Annotated in this window: 14 protein-coding genes and 2 tRNA genes; 9 read left to right on the top strand and 7 right to left on the bottom strand. The window is 56.4% G+C overall.

Annotated features, from left to right (window positions below; all coding sequences use genetic code 11):
- Positions 1-24 precede the first annotated feature (24 nt).
- Positions 25-723 carry a transcriptional repressor LexA gene (gene lexA, locus AC2FHW_RS00080; RefSeq protein WP_496821289.1) on the top strand — a complete coding sequence of 233 codons (699 nt, stop codon included), beginning with the start codon at positions 25-27 and terminating at the stop codon, positions 721-723.
- 3 nt (positions 724-726) lie between these two features.
- On the opposite strand, the gene AC2FHW_RS00075 is transcribed toward lexA, so the two are convergent.
- Complete coding sequence (locus AC2FHW_RS00075; RefSeq protein WP_271947271.1) at positions 727-2,742, bottom strand: ComEC/Rec2 family competence protein; 2,016 nt, start codon at positions 2,740-2,742, stop codon at positions 727-729.
- Positions 2,743-2,820: 78 nt separating this feature from the next.
- Between AC2FHW_RS00075 and gltX the strand changes: the two genes are divergently transcribed.
- A complete protein-coding gene (gltX, locus tag AC2FHW_RS00070; RefSeq protein WP_271947273.1) occupies positions 2,821-4,221 on the top strand; it encodes a glutamate--tRNA ligase in 1,401 nt (466 codons plus the stop codon).
- Positions 4,222-4,342: 121 nt separating this feature from the next.
- Positions 4,343-5,638, top strand: a complete 1,296-nt coding sequence (gltA, locus tag AC2FHW_RS00065) for a citrate synthase (RefSeq protein ID WP_142633596.1) — start codon at positions 4,343-4,345, stop codon at positions 5,636-5,638.
- Between the two features lie 53 nt (positions 5,639-5,691).
- Here the strand turns inward: gltA and AC2FHW_RS00060 are convergent, their stop codons facing one another.
- Entirely contained in the window at positions 5,692-6,777 is a 1,086-nt protein-coding gene (locus AC2FHW_RS00060) for a PA0069 family radical SAM protein (protein WP_496821288.1), read from the bottom strand.
- Positions 6,778-7,057: 280 nt separating this feature from the next.
- Here AC2FHW_RS00060 and AC2FHW_RS00055 point away from each other — a divergent pair, with 280 nt between their 5' ends.
- On the top strand, positions 7,058-7,756 hold the full coding sequence (locus AC2FHW_RS00055) for a corrinoid protein (RefSeq protein WP_271947279.1): 699 nt from the start codon (positions 7,058-7,060) through the stop codon (positions 7,754-7,756).
- Between the two features lie 154 nt (positions 7,757-7,910).
- Positions 7,911-8,573, top strand: coding sequence for a DUF1638 domain-containing protein (locus AC2FHW_RS00050; protein ID WP_496700427.1), 663 nt, complete (start codon positions 7,911-7,913; stop codon positions 8,571-8,573).
- On the opposite strand, the gene AC2FHW_RS00045 is transcribed toward AC2FHW_RS00050, so the two are convergent.
- On the bottom strand, positions 8,570-8,980 hold the full coding sequence (locus AC2FHW_RS00045) for a SufE family protein (RefSeq protein ID WP_496700428.1): 411 nt from the start codon (positions 8,978-8,980) through the stop codon (positions 8,570-8,572). The genes AC2FHW_RS00050 and AC2FHW_RS00045 overlap by 4 nt on opposite strands.
- Positions 8,981-9,119: 139 nt before the next feature.
- On the opposite strand from AC2FHW_RS00045, the gene AC2FHW_RS00040 reads away from it, so the two are divergent.
- Positions 9,120-9,644, top strand: coding sequence for a hypothetical protein (locus AC2FHW_RS00040; protein ID WP_496821287.1), 525 nt, complete (start codon positions 9,120-9,122; stop codon positions 9,642-9,644).
- Between the two features lie 6 nt (positions 9,645-9,650).
- Here AC2FHW_RS00040 and rnd read toward each other — a convergent pair whose 3' ends face one another.
- The 3 genes from rnd to purM form a co-directional block, all read right to left on the bottom strand.
- Positions 9,651-10,808: a ribonuclease D gene (gene rnd, locus AC2FHW_RS00035; RefSeq protein ID WP_271947287.1), complete on the bottom strand. Its 1,158-nt coding sequence runs from the start codon at positions 10,806-10,808 to the stop codon at positions 9,651-9,653.
- Between the two features lie 113 nt (positions 10,809-10,921).
- Positions 10,922-11,518 carry a phosphoribosylglycinamide formyltransferase gene (purN, locus tag AC2FHW_RS00030; RefSeq protein WP_271947289.1) on the bottom strand — a complete coding sequence of 199 codons (597 nt, stop codon included), beginning with the start codon at positions 11,516-11,518 and terminating at the stop codon, positions 10,922-10,924.
- Positions 11,515-12,561: a phosphoribosylformylglycinamidine cyclo-ligase gene (purM, locus tag AC2FHW_RS00025; protein WP_496675783.1), complete on the bottom strand. Its 1,047-nt coding sequence runs from the start codon at positions 12,559-12,561 to the stop codon at positions 11,515-11,517. Before purM ends, purN begins: the two co-directional genes overlap by 4 nt.
- Positions 12,562-12,668: 107 nt before the next feature.
- Here purM and AC2FHW_RS00020 point away from each other — a divergent pair.
- A tRNA-Ile gene (locus tag AC2FHW_RS00020) sits at positions 12,669-12,745 on the top strand.
- A gap of 245 nt (positions 12,746-12,990) precedes the next feature.
- Here AC2FHW_RS00020 and AC2FHW_RS00015 read toward each other — a convergent pair.
- Positions 12,991-14,310: an ATP-binding protein gene (locus AC2FHW_RS00015; protein ID WP_496821286.1), complete on the bottom strand. Its 1,320-nt coding sequence runs from the start codon at positions 14,308-14,310 to the stop codon at positions 12,991-12,993.
- Between the two features lie 44 nt (positions 14,311-14,354).
- Between AC2FHW_RS00015 and AC2FHW_RS00010 the strand changes: the two genes are divergently transcribed.
- Together AC2FHW_RS00010 and AC2FHW_RS00005 are read left to right on the top strand one after the other, a co-directional pair.
- A complete protein-coding gene (locus AC2FHW_RS00010; RefSeq protein ID WP_496821285.1) occupies positions 14,355-15,269 on the top strand; it encodes an MBL fold metallo-hydrolase in 915 nt (304 codons plus the stop codon).
- Between the two features lie 80 nt (positions 15,270-15,349).
- Positions 15,350-15,424, top strand: a tRNA-Asn gene (locus tag AC2FHW_RS00005).
- Positions 15,425-15,602 lie beyond the last annotated feature (178 nt).

Here is a 15,602-nt window from a genome sequence, read left to right as displayed (position 1 = left end):
CGCATGAGCGACGAGGTGTGAGCAATGCTGACCAAGAAGCAGTTGGATTTGTTGGAGTTCATCCATAAACGCGTTCAGGCGGATGGCGTCCCCCCAAGTTTCGATGAAATGAAAGCTGCGCTGGACCTGCGGTCCAAATCCGGCATCCATCGGTTGATCACAGCGCTTGAAGAACGCGGCTTTATCCGTCGTCTGGCCCATCGTGCCCGTGCCATCGAAATCGTCAAACTTCCTGAAAGCCTGGGAGGAGAGCCAACAGTCGCTTTCAAACCCCGTGTTATCGAAGGTGACAAGCCCGAAGGCAAACGCCCCGCGAATTTCGAACCAGTGACCGTAGACGCAATGGAATTGCCGGTCATGGGACGCATCGCAGCAGGTGTTCCGATCGAGGCGATCAGCCATGTCTCGCACCGCGTTGCCGTTCCCGGGAGCATGGTTTCCGGCAGAGGTGAGCATTACGCGCTTGAGGTGCGTGGCGACTCGATGATTGACGCTGGCATCAACGACGGTGATGTGGTCGTCATCCGCGAAACCTCCGCGGCTGATAATGGCGATATCGTTGTCGCTCTGGTCGAAGATCAGGAAGCAACGCTCAAACGGTTCTTTCGGAGAGGTCAGGCGATAGCGCTTGAGGCTGCGAACCCGGCCTATGAAACGCGTGTACTGCCTGAAGATAAGGTCAAGGTTCAGGGCCGTTTGGTTGGGCTGATCCGAAGCTATTGATCTTTAGCTGTCTGGCGACCACAGCCTTTTGCCTATGACTTCGGCACTGGTCATTACGTTTCCGATGGACAGTGCAATACTTCCTGTCTTGTTCAGCAACTCGGGATCAATCACCATACAGGTGCCGGACAGCTGGACCGGAACAGCAGAGATGACGATTTGGTCATCTCCACATTCGCTGAATTCGCGCGCAGATCGTTTGCCGGTGAGGTGAATCAGCTCTTTGCCCTGCCAGAAATATCTTTGCGACAGATCTTTCCCATCGGGCCAGCGATTTGCGGCAGTTTTCTGGCTCGCGCCGTCTCCGTCGTTTTCAAGCCACACGGTTGCAATAAATTTGCTGCCCTTTTCCTTGCTCAGCGCGCGCCCCTGATCAGTCATCACACCAACTAACCCACCGGAGTCTGCGACCAAAACTTCCGGACGGTTACCCTGCCCCCAAAGCGCAATCGCCACCATGCAAGGTGCGACGCCGACCCACCTTGCCCCACCGCGCCACAAGGCGATCCACAGCGCACCCAATGCAAATATGGGCAAGACGTAGGACGGTGGACTGACCACATAACCTTGCGCACCTTCCAGTCCCGAGATCCAGTCTGAAACCGCCAGAATCCATTCTAACCCTGCCCCCATGACCGCCAGCCCAAACCACTCGAGCCCGAATGGCGCCAGGATTGCGGCAATAACGGCCGCAGGAACCACGACGGCTCCCATCACCGGGACCGACAGCATATTCGCAACGAGCCCATAGTGAGACAGTGAGTTGAAATGCGCGGCCCCAATCGGTGCGGTTGCAAGCCCGGCTATGGCAGAGGACATCAATACCCCGATAATGGGCCGTAGCCATTTCGGCCCGAAAGCGGAACCGAAACCGCGTAAGGCTCCGAAAACGGCCACAAGTGCCGTTGTTGCAGCAAAGGACATCTGAAAACCGGGGCTTAACAGAGATTCCGGGCGCAACGACAGCACGATAAGGGCAGCGACGGCCACCGCGCGTAGCGAAATTGACCTTCTGTCGATCAAAATGGCCCCCAGCATTACGCTGACCATGATAAAGGCCCGCTCTGTTGCGACATTCCCGCCAGACAGCAATAGATAAACAACCGCCGCGACCAAGGCGCAAACCGCTGCAATCTTGCGGACCGGAAGTCTAAGAGCGAGCACCGGGACAGCAGACAGCGTGACCCTGCAAATCAGATAAACAAAACCTGTCAACAACCCCATATGCAATCCGGATATCGCCAACAGATGAGCCAGATTAGATGCCCGTAGATTGTTCAGCGTTTCCTGACCCATTCCGCTGCGATCACCCGTCGTGACAGCCGCGGCGAAACCTCCGACCTCTCCAGGCAGCAAAGCGCGCACATGTGCAGAGATCGCCATCCTCCACGCCGTGATGCGGAGATTGGTCCTGTCCGGCGGGGCAACCAACAACACCGGTACGCGCGTGTATCCGACTGCCCCTAAACGTTGAAACCATGCGTGGCGACGGAAATCGAAACCGCCGGGCTCTACCGGCCCCTGAGGTGGCGACAGATGACCTGTTGTCATGATCCTTTGCCCAGGAACCAGCGCGACATCCCCACCATGCAGGGAAAGTCGGACGCGCCGCGGTCGTCGATCCAAGGGCACGTCCCCTAATCGCACCCGATCGAGCGTCACCCGCAGCGCATCCGACGCAGAGCGGTCTATGGCGACAACACGTCCCTCGACCGGGCCATAGTACCGCCAAGACAGAACCGGCTCTGCCACCGTATGGGCACGTGCGCCGGCCAGGATAAACCCGGCAGCGATCAGCGTCCCCCCGATTGCCAACGAAGCCCAGCCAGACCGCGATTTGCGGGCCATCCCCATAGCCGCAACAATCACCGAGCTGAAACAGACGTAGATCTGCCACCCCGGCTCGAACCGGAGCGCGAAATACAGGCCGATGCCAATGGCCAAGCACACTGGTGACCACTGAAACAAATAGCCTGTCTGGTTCAGCAATGCGGTCTCGACCCGTGCCAGAACACGCATGGTTGCCCCCGTCCTTCGGGCTCGTTAGACAGGCGCCAAGTTAAGCCCGACACGGTTACCAAAAGGTTAATCCACACTATGTCCGATCAGGTCGTCACCCGTTTTGCACCTTCACCCACTGGTTTTCTTCACATCGGCGGCGCGCGCACTGCATTGTTCAACTGGCTCTTTGCTCGGGGACGTGGTGGCAAGTTCTTGTTGCGGATTGAAGACACGGACCGCGAACGCTCAACGCCAGAGGCTACTGCAGCAATTCTTCAGGGGATGTCCTGGTTGGGCCTGGACCATGATGGCGATGTGATCAGCCAATTCGAAGGCGCCCCGCGTCATGCTGAAGTGGCACATCAGCTGCTGGCGGACGGCAAAGCCTACAAATGTTTTTCGACCCAGGACGAGATCACAGCCTTTCGCGAACAGGCGCGTGCAGAGGGAAAATCGACGCTGTTCCAGAGCCCCTGGCGCGACGCTGACCCTTCGACCCAACCTGACACCCCATATGCGATCCGCATAAAGGCACCGCGGGACGGGGTCACTGTGATCCGCGATCAGGTTCAGGGCGACGTGACAATCCGCAACGATCAGTTGGACGACATGATCCTGCTGCGCTCGGACGGAACACCGGTTTATATGCTGGCGGTTGTTGTGGATGATCACGACATGGGTGTGACCCATGTTATCCGGGGCGACGATCACCTGAACAATGCCGCACGCCAGATGATGATCTATGAAGCCATGGGTTGGGATGTTCCGGTCTGGGCACATATTCCGCTGATTCATGGTCCGGACGGCAAGAAACTATCCAAACGTCACGGAGCTTTGGGTGCCCAAGAATATCAGGCGATGGGGTACCCGGCCGCGGGTATGCGCAACTATCTAGCCCGTCTCGGCTGGAGCCATGGGGATGACGAATTCTTTACAGATGAGCAGGCGAAAGAGTGGTTCGATCTGGCTGGAATCGGTAAAAGCCCTGCACGGTTCGATCTGAAAAAGCTCGAGAATCTATGTGGTCAGCATATTCCAATCACTGGCGATGCCGCGTTGCGGCAGGAAATTCAGGGATACTTGGCGGCGGCGGGACTGCCCGCTCTCACCAATGCACAATCAGGTGATCTGGAACGTGCGATGTATTGCCTCAAGGATCGGGCACGCACATTCCCGGAACTCCTTGAAAAAGCGCATTTTGTGCTGACGTCACGCCCGATTAAACCTGATGAGAAGGCTGCAAAGGCGCTGTCCTCTGTATCCGACGGTATACTGAGTGAATTGACGCCGCACGTGCAAAATGCTAGCTGGACCCGGAACGAACTGGAGAGTGCCCTGAACTCGTTTGCAGAAGCGAAAGGGCTAAAGTTTGGCAAGCTGGCAGGGCCGTTGCGCGCTGCATTGGCTGGTCGGGCTGTAACGCCTTCGGTTTTTGATATGATGCTTGTGCTTGGGCGGGATGAAACCCTGGCACGGCTCTCCGACGCAGCGACATAACCAAAGGTTTCACATTTGGGTAACGCTGCTCCGCTAACACCCGGGCTGCGCCCCTGTGCGCAACCGTTGCCCGCCGAAACGGACGACGATCCGTTTCACGTATGAATGAGGAAGGGACATTATGACCGACAGCAATAAATCAGCCACTTTGACCGTACATGGTAAAACATACGAGTTGCCGGTTCATTCGCCTACCGTGGGACCTGATGTCATCGACATCCGCAAGCTGTACAGCGAAGCGGATGTGTTCACCTATGACCCCGGCTTCACCTCGACAGCCAGCTGCGACAGCACCATCACCTATATCGACGGCGAAAAAGGTGAACTGCTGCACCGTGGCTATCCGATCGACCAGTTGGCCGAGAAATCGCATTTCCTCGAAGTGTGCTACCTGCTGCTTTACGGAGAGCTGCCGGCGGCCAAGGAACTGGAAAAGTTTGAAACCACGATCACCCGCCACACCATGCTGCACGAACAGATGCAGTATTTCTATCGTGGCTTCCGCCGTGATGCGCATCCGATGGCGATCATGGTCGGTGTCGTGGGCGCGATGTCTGCGTTCTATCACGATTCGACCGATGTTTCGGACCCGCATCAGCGTGAGGTCGCATCCCATCGTCTGATCGCCAAGATGCCGACCATCGCCGCCTGGGCTTACAAGTATCATACCGGTCAGCCCTTCGTGTACCCGCGCAACGATCTGGATTATGCTTCAAACTTCCTGCGCATGTGCTTCAGCGTCCCTGCCGAAGAATATGAGGTAAACCCAATCCTCAGCCGCGCGATGGACCGCATCTTTACTCTGCACGCGGATCACGAACAGAATGCCTCGACTTCGACAGTGCGTCTGGCCTCGTCCTCGGGGGCGAACCCGTTTGCGTGTATTGCCGCTGGTATCGCGTGTCTTTGGGGCCCTGCCCATGGCGGCGCAAACCAGGCCTGCCTTGAAATGCTGGAAGAAATTGGCACGGTTGACCGTATCCCGGAATTTATCGCCCGCGCCAAAGACAAGGCTGATCCGTTCCGCCTGATGGGCTTTGGTCACCGCGTCTATAAGAACTTTGACCCGCGCGCCAAGGTTATGAAGCAATCCGCCGACGAAGTGTTGGATCTGCTGGGGATTGAGGACAATCCCAAGCTGCAGGTCGCCAAGGCGCTGGAAAAACAGGCACTGGAAGATCCGTATTTCTCCGAAAAGAAACTGTTCCCGAACGTGGACTTCTATTCAGGGATCATCCTTGAGGCGATGGGTTTCCCGACGTCGATGTTCACCCCGATTTTCGCACTGTCGCGCACCGTTGGCTGGGTCAGTCAGTGGAAAGAGATGATCGCAGATCCACAGAACAAAATCGGCCGCCCGCGCCAGCTCTATCTGGGCGAAACCAGTCGCGATTACGTGGACATCGAAAAACGCTGATTTCGATCCCCAACAAACCAAACAGCCCCGGACCAGAATCCGGGGCTGATTTGTTAGAACAGCGTCAACTGGTCCCCGGCTTGGGGCGGGATATCGAACAAATCGCACCGCAGCTTCGGGGTGCGCGTTGCAAGGCCCAGTCGTTTTACAGCCAGTGAAAACCGCTTAGCCACCATCTCGGCATATTCGCCCTCACCGCGCATTCGGTGGCCCCAGCGCGGATCATAGTCCCTGCCCCCGTGCATTTGCCGAAGCTTGGACATGACTTTTTCGGCGCGCGTTGGCTCTTGCTCTTGCAGCCAGGTTTGCCAAAGTTGCGAAACTTCGCGCGGCAGCCGCAGCATAATCCAGCTTGCTGCATCCGCCCCGGCATCCCTGCCCGCCTCTAACAGGCTTTCCATCTCATGATCTGTCAAACCGGGAATAGAAGGCGAGGTCATGACTCGTACCGGAACCCCCGCTTCGGTCAGCCTGCGAATGATTTTCAGGCGCCGATTTGGCGCGGGTGCCCGTGGCTCCATTCGGCGCGATAAATCCGCATCCAACGTGGTCAGAGATATCCCGACCCGAACCAAACCCTGTTCCGCCATCTGTGCGAGCAGATCGAGGTCACGTTCGATCAGTGCCCCCTTGGTCACAATCGCAACCGGATGGCGAAACTCAGTAAGCACCGACAAACAAGACCTTGTGATTCCGAGGTTTTTTTCAACTGGCTGATAAGGGTCGGTATTGGTTCCAATCGCGATTGGCGCAACAGTGTAACCTTTCGCAGAAAGCTCTTTGCGAAGAAGCACGGCCGCATTGGGTCGGGCAATCAAGCGCGTCTCAAAATCCAGCCCCGGCGACAGACCCAGATAGGCATGGCTGGGCCGCGCAAAGCAATAGATGCAGCCGTGCTCACACCCCCGATAGGGGTTAATCGAGCGATCAAATGGCAAGTCGGGGGAGCGGTTATAAGTGATTATGCTGCGTGCCGTTTCGTGCCTGACTTCAGTCCGCAACGGAGGAAGATCGTCATCATACCCCCAGCCGTCATCGCAGGGGATTGTGTCAAACCGTTCGAATCTGCCTGCCGTATTTTCCGTGGCTGCTCGCCCCTTGGCAATGGCCGAAGGAAGGTTTGTTCTACTTTTGTTCATGCTATTTGGTATATGGAATATCGACCGGTCCGGCAAGCGGCACATTTACCTTGCTGAGGCATCATCAGAACCCCAATCAGGCCCTGAACAATTGGTGCATTTGAACGAATTGCAGGATGTTCATGTGTAAAATGACGTCGAGATAACGACAAATTTGGCCTATAGGTCGGTCTCGGAACTGCCAAGGTCGCAATCGTCACAGTAGTATTACGGCGAAATGGCCAAAACGGAAAAAATGCCACCACGGGCGCAAGGCCCGAACAGCTCAGGGAAACGCCCCATGTCCGATGAAGAAGACATCGTCCTGTCCGAACTGAACGACGACGAACTGGTCGAACAGATGTTCGATGACCTTTACGACGGTCTGAAAGAAGAAATCGAAGAAGGTGTGAACATCCTGCTGGAGCGCGGATGGACACCTTATGACATCCTGACCAAGGCACTGGTCGGCGGCATGACGGTTGTGGGCCACGACTTCCGTGACGGCATTCTGTTCGTACCCGAGGTCTTGCTGGCCGCAAACGCAATGAAGGGCGGCATGTTTATCCTCAAGCCGCTGCTGGCCGAAACCGGCGCACCGCGCGTTGGTAAAATGGTGATCGGCACTGTTAAAGGCGACATTCACGACATTGGCAAAAACCTGGTGTCAATGATGATGGAAGGCGCCGGATTCGAGGTTGTTGATATCGGCATCAACAACCCCGTCGAAAACTATCTGGAAGCGCTTGATACCGAACAGCCCGATATTCTGGGCATGTCGGCCCTGCTGACGACGACCATGCCATATATGAAAGTCGTGATCGACACACTGATCGAACAGGGTCGGCGCGATGACTATATCGTTCTGGTTGGCGGCGCGCCCCTGAACGAAGAGTTCGGCAAGGCGATCGGTGCTGATGCCTATTGCCGTGACGCGGCCGTAGCTGTTGAAACGGCAAAGGATTTTGTCTCGCGCAAGCACAATCAGCTGGCGGGTTGATCGACATCTAAACCATTTCAGGGCCGTCCGGTTTTCGGGCGGCCTTTTTCATTTATTCACCCTACCCTGATCCGAAGCCGACATTATGTGTCGAATACGGGCTTGCCAGCCACCGAATAAGCCGATTTTCTAGATAACGAGAAAGAGGCGCGAAATGACTCAGGACCAACTTCCCGACGACGCCAGCCTGACAACGCAGGGCTATTCAGACCATCACGGCGCAGGGCGAATTCTGTTATTGGCCTGCGGTGCGCTGGCGCGGGAAATCCTGGACCTAAAGCGTCGTAATGGCTGGGATCATATGGAACTGACCTGCTTGCCCGCCATCTTGCACATCCACCCGGAACGGATCACGCAGGCGGTGGAAGAGGCCGTTGCCAAACACCGCGACCAATACGATAAAGTTTATGTCGTCTACGCAGATTGCGGCACCGGTGGCCTGTTACAGAAAGCCTGCGGGGAGATGGGCGTGGAGATGATTAAAGGGCCCCACTGCTATTCTTTCTTCGAGGGGAACCAGGTCTTTGAAAATCGCGGCGAGGATGAAACTACAGCGTTCTACCTAACAGATTTTCTGGCACGTCAATTCGATGCCTTCGTCTGGAAGCCGCTGGGGCTGGATCGCCACCCCGAGCTTAGGGAAATGTATTTCGGCAACTACACGAAACTGGTTTATCAGGCACAGACTGATGATGCGGCTCTGACCGAACGGGCCAAGGAGTGCGCAGACCGAATGGGCCTGGCTTTCGAGCGCCGTTTTACCGGTTATGGTGATCTGCAATCCACGCTGAGCGACTGGGCCAACCGCCCGCTTTAGGCGGCCTCTATCGCGACCTCGCGGATACGGTCGATCATCGCCCTCAAACCGTTAGATCGTTGCGCGGAAAGATGATCGTTTAACCCCAGCCGCGCCAGTTCGCCTCCTGCGTCAACCTGCGGGACTTCTTGAACCGGCAGGCCGTTATATAGGGATCGCAGAACCGCAATCAGCCCCCGCACGATCAGAGCATCACTGTCGCCGTCAAAATGAAAGGTCCCTCCCTCGACACTGGGATGCAGCCAGACCTGGCTGGCGCAACCATGGACTTTGGTTGCCTGCACCTTCAACGCATCATCCAATGGCGCCATCGCTTTCCCCTGCTCGATGACATGGCGGTACCGGTCTTCCCAGTCCTCCAGGAATTCGAAATCTTCGACGATTTCTTCAAAAGCAGGTGTCGCCATCTCGGGGCTGTCCTCTCATTGGGTTCACATTTTTGAACTATGATCCTGACCAGCATCTGTCCAGCCCCCCACGTGGCTTTTCAAACCCGGAAAAGTGCTATAACTCATTGCCATATAGACTGCTCTGGGTGTTGTGACGATGAAGAAATCACTGTCTGTTCTTTTGGCTGCTGCCTTGACCCTGTCGGCTTGCAGCGCTTGGCGTGATTCTCGGGTCAACCCGACAAACTGGTTTGGGTCCAGTACTCCGGCACCCTCTGAAGTCTCGGTGAACGATGCAAATGCGCTGGTTCCCCAGACAGACGATGGTGTTGGCCTGTTTTCCAAGAAGCCACCCGAGGATAAGAGCTTCCCGATCGCCAAGATCGAAGAATTGCGGATCGATCCAATTCCGAATGGAGCTATCGTTTACACGACTGGGATTGCTGCAAGGCAGGGTGCATATAATGCGCGGCTTGTTCGTGTTGAAAGCGAAGAGAATGCAAAAAACGGCATTCTCGAATTCACGTTCCGTGTCGACTACCCGTCATATGCGACAAGCCAGGGGACCGAACGGTCCCGAAGGGTATCCAATGCAATCAATATCAGCCGAGACGAGCTTGTAAACATTCGGCTGGTCCGCGTCAAAGGGGAACAAAATGCCCTGGAATCCCGCCGCAGATAATTCCTGCTAAAGCTCTACGACCGTGACGGTCTGCCCTTTAGCTGCCAGGGCGATTTTGCCATCGCACAGTTTCAGAGCATCTTCGCCGAATACCTCGAACCGCCAACCGGACATTGCAGGTAATTCCCGTTCACCGGCTGCGATCTGATCCAGTTCGGAACTGGTAGCAATCAGTTTGGCAGCCACGCCCGAGCTTTCCGTTTTTGATTTCAGCAGCACCCGCAATAGGTCGGCAAGCGCAGGATTTACCTTCATCTTGTCACGGCTGGTATCAATCTTGGGCAATTTTTCTGGTGGGCAATTAACACCCTTTTTGACGGCGGCCAGAATCCCATCCGCAATGACCCCTTTGCGGGCCTCGCGCAACAGCAGGCGCGATCCACCCAAATCTGAGAAAGATTTCGGCTTGGTCGATGCCAGTTCGATCAGAGCGTCGTCTTTGAACACCCGGCTGCGCGGTACGTTGTTTTCCTGCGCATAGGTTTCGCGGAACTCGGCCAACTCGCGAACAACAGCCAAAAACTTGGCCGAGTTCGTCCGGGTTTTGATACGCTTCCACGCATTTTCGGGCTGGATCTCATAGGTGCCGGATTGCGTCAGCGTGCGCAGCTCTTCGGCGACCCAATGGCTGCGCTTGGTTTTCGTCAACTCGGCCGACAGATACTCATAGATTTTCCGCAGATGCGTTACATCTGCCAGGGCATACGTCTTTTGCGCCTCGGACAGTGGGCGGCGTGACCAGTCAGTAAATCGAGAGGTCTTGTCCACGCCTTCCTTACAAATCTTGCGCACTAGGGTTTCATAGCCAACCTGCTCGCCAAATCCGCAGACCATAGCAGCGACCTGGGTGTCGAACAGAGGGTTGGGGAACACACCCGCCTCAACCCAGAAAATCTCAAGATCCTGACGGGCTGCGTGAAATACTTTAACCACGCTTTCATCGGCGAAGAGCTCGTACAAAGGCTCCAGAGTCATCCCTTCGGCCAACGGGTCGACCAAAACGGCGCTGTCTTCGTCGGGCGACGGGACCGCCAGTTGAAGCAGGCAAAGTTTGGAATAGTAGGTCCGTTCGCGCAGGAACTCGGTATCTACGGTTACGTAATCAAAGGCCGCAGCCGCTTTGCAGAAATCGGCCAGCTCTTGCGTCGTCGTGAGGGTTTTCATTCGTGGTGCTATTCTTGCTTTTGTTTTTAATCACCCGTCAGTCCTACACGTTTCCGGGCCGTCGGGCGAACCATAGGCCGAATGGCAACCGCGTGTAAATCACCCCGCGGGATTCACGGCAAAAGCACCGGTGTGCGGTCATTTCCGGCAAAGTGGCGCAATACGGCCGGATAAAGCCTGTGTTCGTAGGTCAGAACGCGCGACGCCAAAGTCTCAGGAGTGTCTCCAGCCTCAATATTCAGGCGGGCTTGCCCCAAGATTGGGCCATCGTCCAGCGCTGCGGTCACTTCGTGAACCGAGCATCCATGCTCGATATCACCTGCTGCAATCGCACGGGCATGGGTGTTCAGACCCTTGTATTTCGGCAACAGTGACGGGTGGATGTTGAGCATCCGACCCTGAAAGCGCGAGACGAAATCACCGGTCAGCACCCGCATGAACCCAGCCAAACACACGATGTCCGGTTGTGCTTGCTCTAACGGTTTCAGCAGCTCGGCTTCGAAAGCCGCGCGGTCGCCTTTAAAGGGTCGGTGATCAACGGCGGCGGTCGCGATTCCACGATCAGCGGCCTTTTTCAGCCCGCCTGCCCCGGCATCGTTGGACAAGACCAGACAAGGCCGTGCCGGATGGTCGCCGGTCATGCTGTCGACCAGAGAGACCATGTTCGACCCCCCGCCCGAGAGCAGAATGGCGACGCGCTTATGGCTCACAGCAATTTGCCCGAATAGGCCACTCCTGCGGTGTCGGTCACGGTGCCAATCCGCGAAACCGTCTCACCAGCTTGGGCCAGCAGTGCCGACAGGTCGTCGGCCTGCTCTGCGCCGCAAACCACGATCATGCCGATGCCACAGTTGAAAGTCTTGAGCATCTCGGATTCAGCAATACCGCCGGTTTCTGCCATCCAGCGGAATACGGGTGGCAAATCCCAGGAGTTCAAGTCGATCTGGGCACCCAGCCCTTCGGGCAGCACCCGTGGCAGGTTTTCGGTCAGGCCACCGCCGGTGATATGGGCGAGCGCATGCACCCCGCCTGTCCGGATCGCCTGTAGCGCAGGTTTCACGTAAAGGCGCGTCGGGGTCAGCAGTGCCTCGCCCAGCGATCCATCCCCAAAGGGCGATGCCGCATCCCAACCCAGGCCCGAGATCTCGACCAGCTTGCGCACTAGCGAATAGCCATTGGAATGCACCCCGTTTGAGGCCAGCCCAAGCAACACGTCACTCTTTTGAACATCTGCAGGAAGGTGTGCGCCGCGCTCCATCGCACCGACCGAAAACCCGGCCAAATCGAAATCACCATCGGGGTACATGCCCGGCATCTCGGCAGTTTCACCACCGATCAATGCGCAATCCGATTGAACGCAGCCTTCGGCAATGCCCTCAATAATCCGTGCGGCGGTCTCGGTATCCAGTTTGCCTGTGGCGAAATAGTCGAGGAAGAAAAGTGGCTCAGCCCCCTGACAGATCAGATCGTTGACGCACATGGCCACAAGATCGATACCGACGCCATCGACCAGGCCTGTATCAATCGCGATCCGCAACTTGGTGCCAACACCGTCGGTGGCGCCGACAAGAATCGGGTCCCGATAACCTGCATCCTTCAGGTCGAACAATGCGCCGAACCCGCCCAGCCCGCTCATCACACCGGATCTGTTGGTCCGCTTGGCAGCAGGTTTTATCCGGTCGACCAGAGCATTCCCCGCATCAATATCAACGCCCGCATCCGCGTAGGTGATTCCGTTTTTGCCTGCTGTCATGGCCAACCTCTTTTGAATGGTTCCCGCGCGGGTTAGTCGATTGTTGGAGATGTTGCAACGGTCAGGCTTGACGCGGGCGTTCACCATGATAGGCAAAGCGCCTAGGCGGGCCTGTAGCTCAATTGGTTAGAGCAGAGCGCTCATAACGCTTTGGTTGGGGGTTCGAGTCCCTCCGGGCCTACCAAAATCCGCAAATTTCCCTTTAAAAACAACGCTCGATTGGCCCGAAAATAGAGAGAGATGCTCCACGACCTAACAATAGGTTGCGAGGCAAGTGCCCCACGGTTTCAGGACATATCTTCGATTCCCGCCCGGGATATCCCGGAAACTTTTCAGGCGCTTGAATCAGTTTATCGGTCACTGAACATCCGACAATCCAAGATGAACTCACACCAGATTTGGCAGAGCAGAGGTCCGGTGCACGATGCTCTAGCGACCGATGATAATATCGGCACACAGACCGCCCAGATGTTCGCTTTTGCCCAATCGAAGCACGCCGCCATGGGCTCGGGCGACATCTGCCACAATGGCCAACCCTAGACCAACACCGCTGCCCCGATTCTGGTTGCGCGCCGGATCCAATCGCGAGAAAGGTTTGACCGCTTCGGTGCGCTGCTCGGGCGGAATACCCGGACCATCATCTTCGACGCGGATACGCAGCGATTTGGAAGAGACCGACAGGCTGATCTCAGCGCGATTTCCATACCTGACCGCATTCCCGATCAAATTCTCTACCGCGCGACGAATAGCCGTCGGGCGCAACATCGCGGTTCCTGCGCCATCAACCTTTACCAATTCGACCTTATGCCCTGCCCTGCACGCATCCTTGACGATCTGCCGAAGGAACCTCTCAGGGTCTACGGATTCCGGCGCCACCTCTGCCGCTCCTTTGGAAAAGTCCAAAAACGCGTCCAGCAATAGCTGCATTTCATCCACGTCCTGTTGCAATGGCGCTGCCTCACCTTCGGGCAACAAAGACAGCCCAAGCTTGAGACGCGTCAAAGGCGTTCGCAAATCGTGGCTGACACCGGACAGCATCATGGTGCGCTGCTCCATCTGACGCTCTATCCGGGCGCGCATATCCAGAAACGCACTGCCAGCCGCTCGCACCTCGATCGCGCCGCCTGGCGAATAAGGAACAACCCGCCCGCGTCCGAATGCCTGTGCAGCCTCGGCCAGACGGGTGATCGGTCGTAGCTGGTTGCGCATGTACAAGAACGAAATGGTTGTCATGATGATCGCAAAGAACAAGACGGTCACAATCAACTGATGCGGCGCGGTTGGGGACAATCGCCGACGGTCGAAAGTTAGCTGCAATACACCCAAATCCGTCTGCAGATACAATCGAGCCTCCTGCCCGCTTGGCAAGGCGACCGCTACAAGATCGGGAAGCAGGGCGCGCAACTCGGATTCGACTTGAGGTGCAATGAAATCATACCAGCGGCGTTTCCCGATGACTGGCGTTTCGTTTATCCCGAGAAACCGCAGTTTCATATCAAGCGCGGCCAGATCGGGCCGAAGTTCGGCCACCGCCTGTTGCTGCGTTTCAGAATGTTCTATCACATCCGTAACAAGCGTAACCTCACGCGATGCGGCACGAGTCATTTGCGCAGTGACATCTTCCAGGTGCTTTTGCAAAAAGGCGACACTGATCACCAGCAGCATCACCACCACCGGCAAAATGAGAATCAAAGCCGCCCGAGCGTACAGGCTGCGCGGCATATAAAGTTTGAGCCATTGCGTCGTCATGGGTTAAACCTAACGGGCTGTTCAGACGAGAGAAAGAGTGCAGAATGCAAGCACCGGACGATTTCAATCCAATGCCAGGTCGAGATGATGAATTACAACCGGGCCTGAGGCGGATTCTTGCCCCCAACCCGTCTCCGATGACATATCGCGGCACCAATACATACTTGCTTGGCCAAACCGATCTTGCGGTGATTGACCCCGGCCCTGCCAACGCGGATCATCTGGATGCAATCCTGAACGCGGTTAAACCCGGACAACGGATCAGCCACATCATTGTCACACATTCTCATCTGGACCACTCTCCGCTTGCTGCACCGCTGGCCGAACGAACGCAAGCAAAGATCATTGCTTTCGGAGGCCCCGAAGCAGGCCGCAGTGAGGTGATGGCCGAATTGGCTACTCAGGGGCTCGCAGGCGGAGGTGAAGGGATCGACACGGCGTTCCGCCCGCATATCGAAGTCGAAGATGGTGATGTAATCGCCGCCGAAGGGTGGCAGTTGAATGTGATCCATACGCCCGGTCATCTTGGTAACCATATTGCGCTGGGTTGGGGGGATGTCTGCTTTACCGCCGATCATGTGATGGGTTGGGCCAGTTCACTGGTGTCACCACCTGATGGTGATCTGACCGATTTCATGGCGGCTTGCGAAAAGCTAGGACAACATAACTGGTCCGTATTCCACGCAGGGCATGGCGCACCGATTAACGACCCTGCCAAAAGGCTCGATTGGTTGATCACCCACCGGCGCGCCCGGGAAACACAGATTCTGTCCGCATTGGAAACCAGGCCAGGGACCGCCCGGGAATTGGCCGAGCGAATCTATACCGAAACCCCCGCTGCCCTGTTGCCCGCTGCCGAACGGAATGTATTCGCCCATCTCGTTGATCTTACGTGCCGATTTCTGGTTGCACCGCAGTCAAAATTATCTGTCGGCGCGATCTTCGCCAGAACCCCATAGATGCCGAGGTAAATTTTTTTCCAAAACCGCGCTTCCCCTCTGGACGGCGAAAATTCGGGTTGCTATACGGCGCGAACCGTTCCGGCGTAGCTCAGCGGTAGAGCAGTTGACTGTTAATCAATTGGTCGTAGGTTCGATCCCTACCGCCGGAGCCAATTTCCCCAAAACACACCGCAAATTATCATGGATGCCCGCCTTCGCTGTGCGCATGTTTTTTCGACGAAAAAACTCACGCCCCCCTCTGGACGGCGAAGAGTCGGGTTGCTATACGGCGCGAACCGTTCCGGCGTAGCTCAGCGGTAGAGCAGTTGACTGTTAATCAATTGGTCGTAG

The sequence above is a fragment of the Ruegeria sp. YTSA108 genome (assembly GCF_059610185.1).
This window is presented reverse-complemented; position numbering and strand designations above follow the sequence as displayed.

Excerpts from the sequence above, each read along its gene's own strand:
- lexA (WP_496821289.1), top strand. The coding sequence starts at position 25 with ATGCTGACCAAGAAGCAGTTGGATTTGTTGGAGTTCATCCATAAACGC.
- AC2FHW_RS00075 (WP_271947271.1), bottom strand. The coding sequence starts at position 2,742 with ATGCGTGTTCTGGCACGGGTCGAGACCGCATTGCTGAACCAGACAGGC.
- gltX (WP_271947273.1), top strand. The coding sequence starts at position 2,821 with ATGTCCGATCAGGTCGTCACCCGTTTTGCACCTTCACCCACTGGTTTT.
- gltA (WP_142633596.1), top strand. The coding sequence starts at position 4,343 with ATGACCGACAGCAATAAATCAGCCACTTTGACCGTACATGGTAAAACA.
- AC2FHW_RS00060 (WP_496821288.1), bottom strand. The coding sequence starts at position 6,777 with ATGAACAAAAGTAGAACAAACCTTCCTTCGGCCATTGCCAAGGGGCGA.
- AC2FHW_RS00055 (WP_271947279.1), top strand. The coding sequence starts at position 7,058 with ATGTCCGATGAAGAAGACATCGTCCTGTCCGAACTGAACGACGACGAA.
- AC2FHW_RS00050 (WP_496700427.1), top strand. The coding sequence starts at position 7,911 with ATGACTCAGGACCAACTTCCCGACGACGCCAGCCTGACAACGCAGGGC.
- AC2FHW_RS00045 (WP_496700428.1), bottom strand. The coding sequence starts at position 8,980 with ATGGCGACACCTGCTTTTGAAGAAATCGTCGAAGATTTCGAATTCCTG.
- AC2FHW_RS00040 (WP_496821287.1), top strand. The coding sequence starts at position 9,120 with ATGAAGAAATCACTGTCTGTTCTTTTGGCTGCTGCCTTGACCCTGTCG.
- rnd (WP_271947287.1), bottom strand. The coding sequence starts at position 10,808 with ATGAAAACCCTCACGACGACGCAAGAGCTGGCCGATTTCTGCAAAGCG.
- purM (WP_496675783.1), bottom strand. The coding sequence starts at position 12,561 with ATGACAGCAGGCAAAAACGGAATCACCTACGCGGATGCGGGCGTTGAT.
- AC2FHW_RS00015 (WP_496821286.1), bottom strand. The coding sequence starts at position 14,310 with ATGACGACGCAATGGCTCAAACTTTATATGCCGCGCAGCCTGTACGCT.
- AC2FHW_RS00010 (WP_496821285.1), top strand. The coding sequence starts at position 14,355 with ATGCAAGCACCGGACGATTTCAATCCAATGCCAGGTCGAGATGATGAA.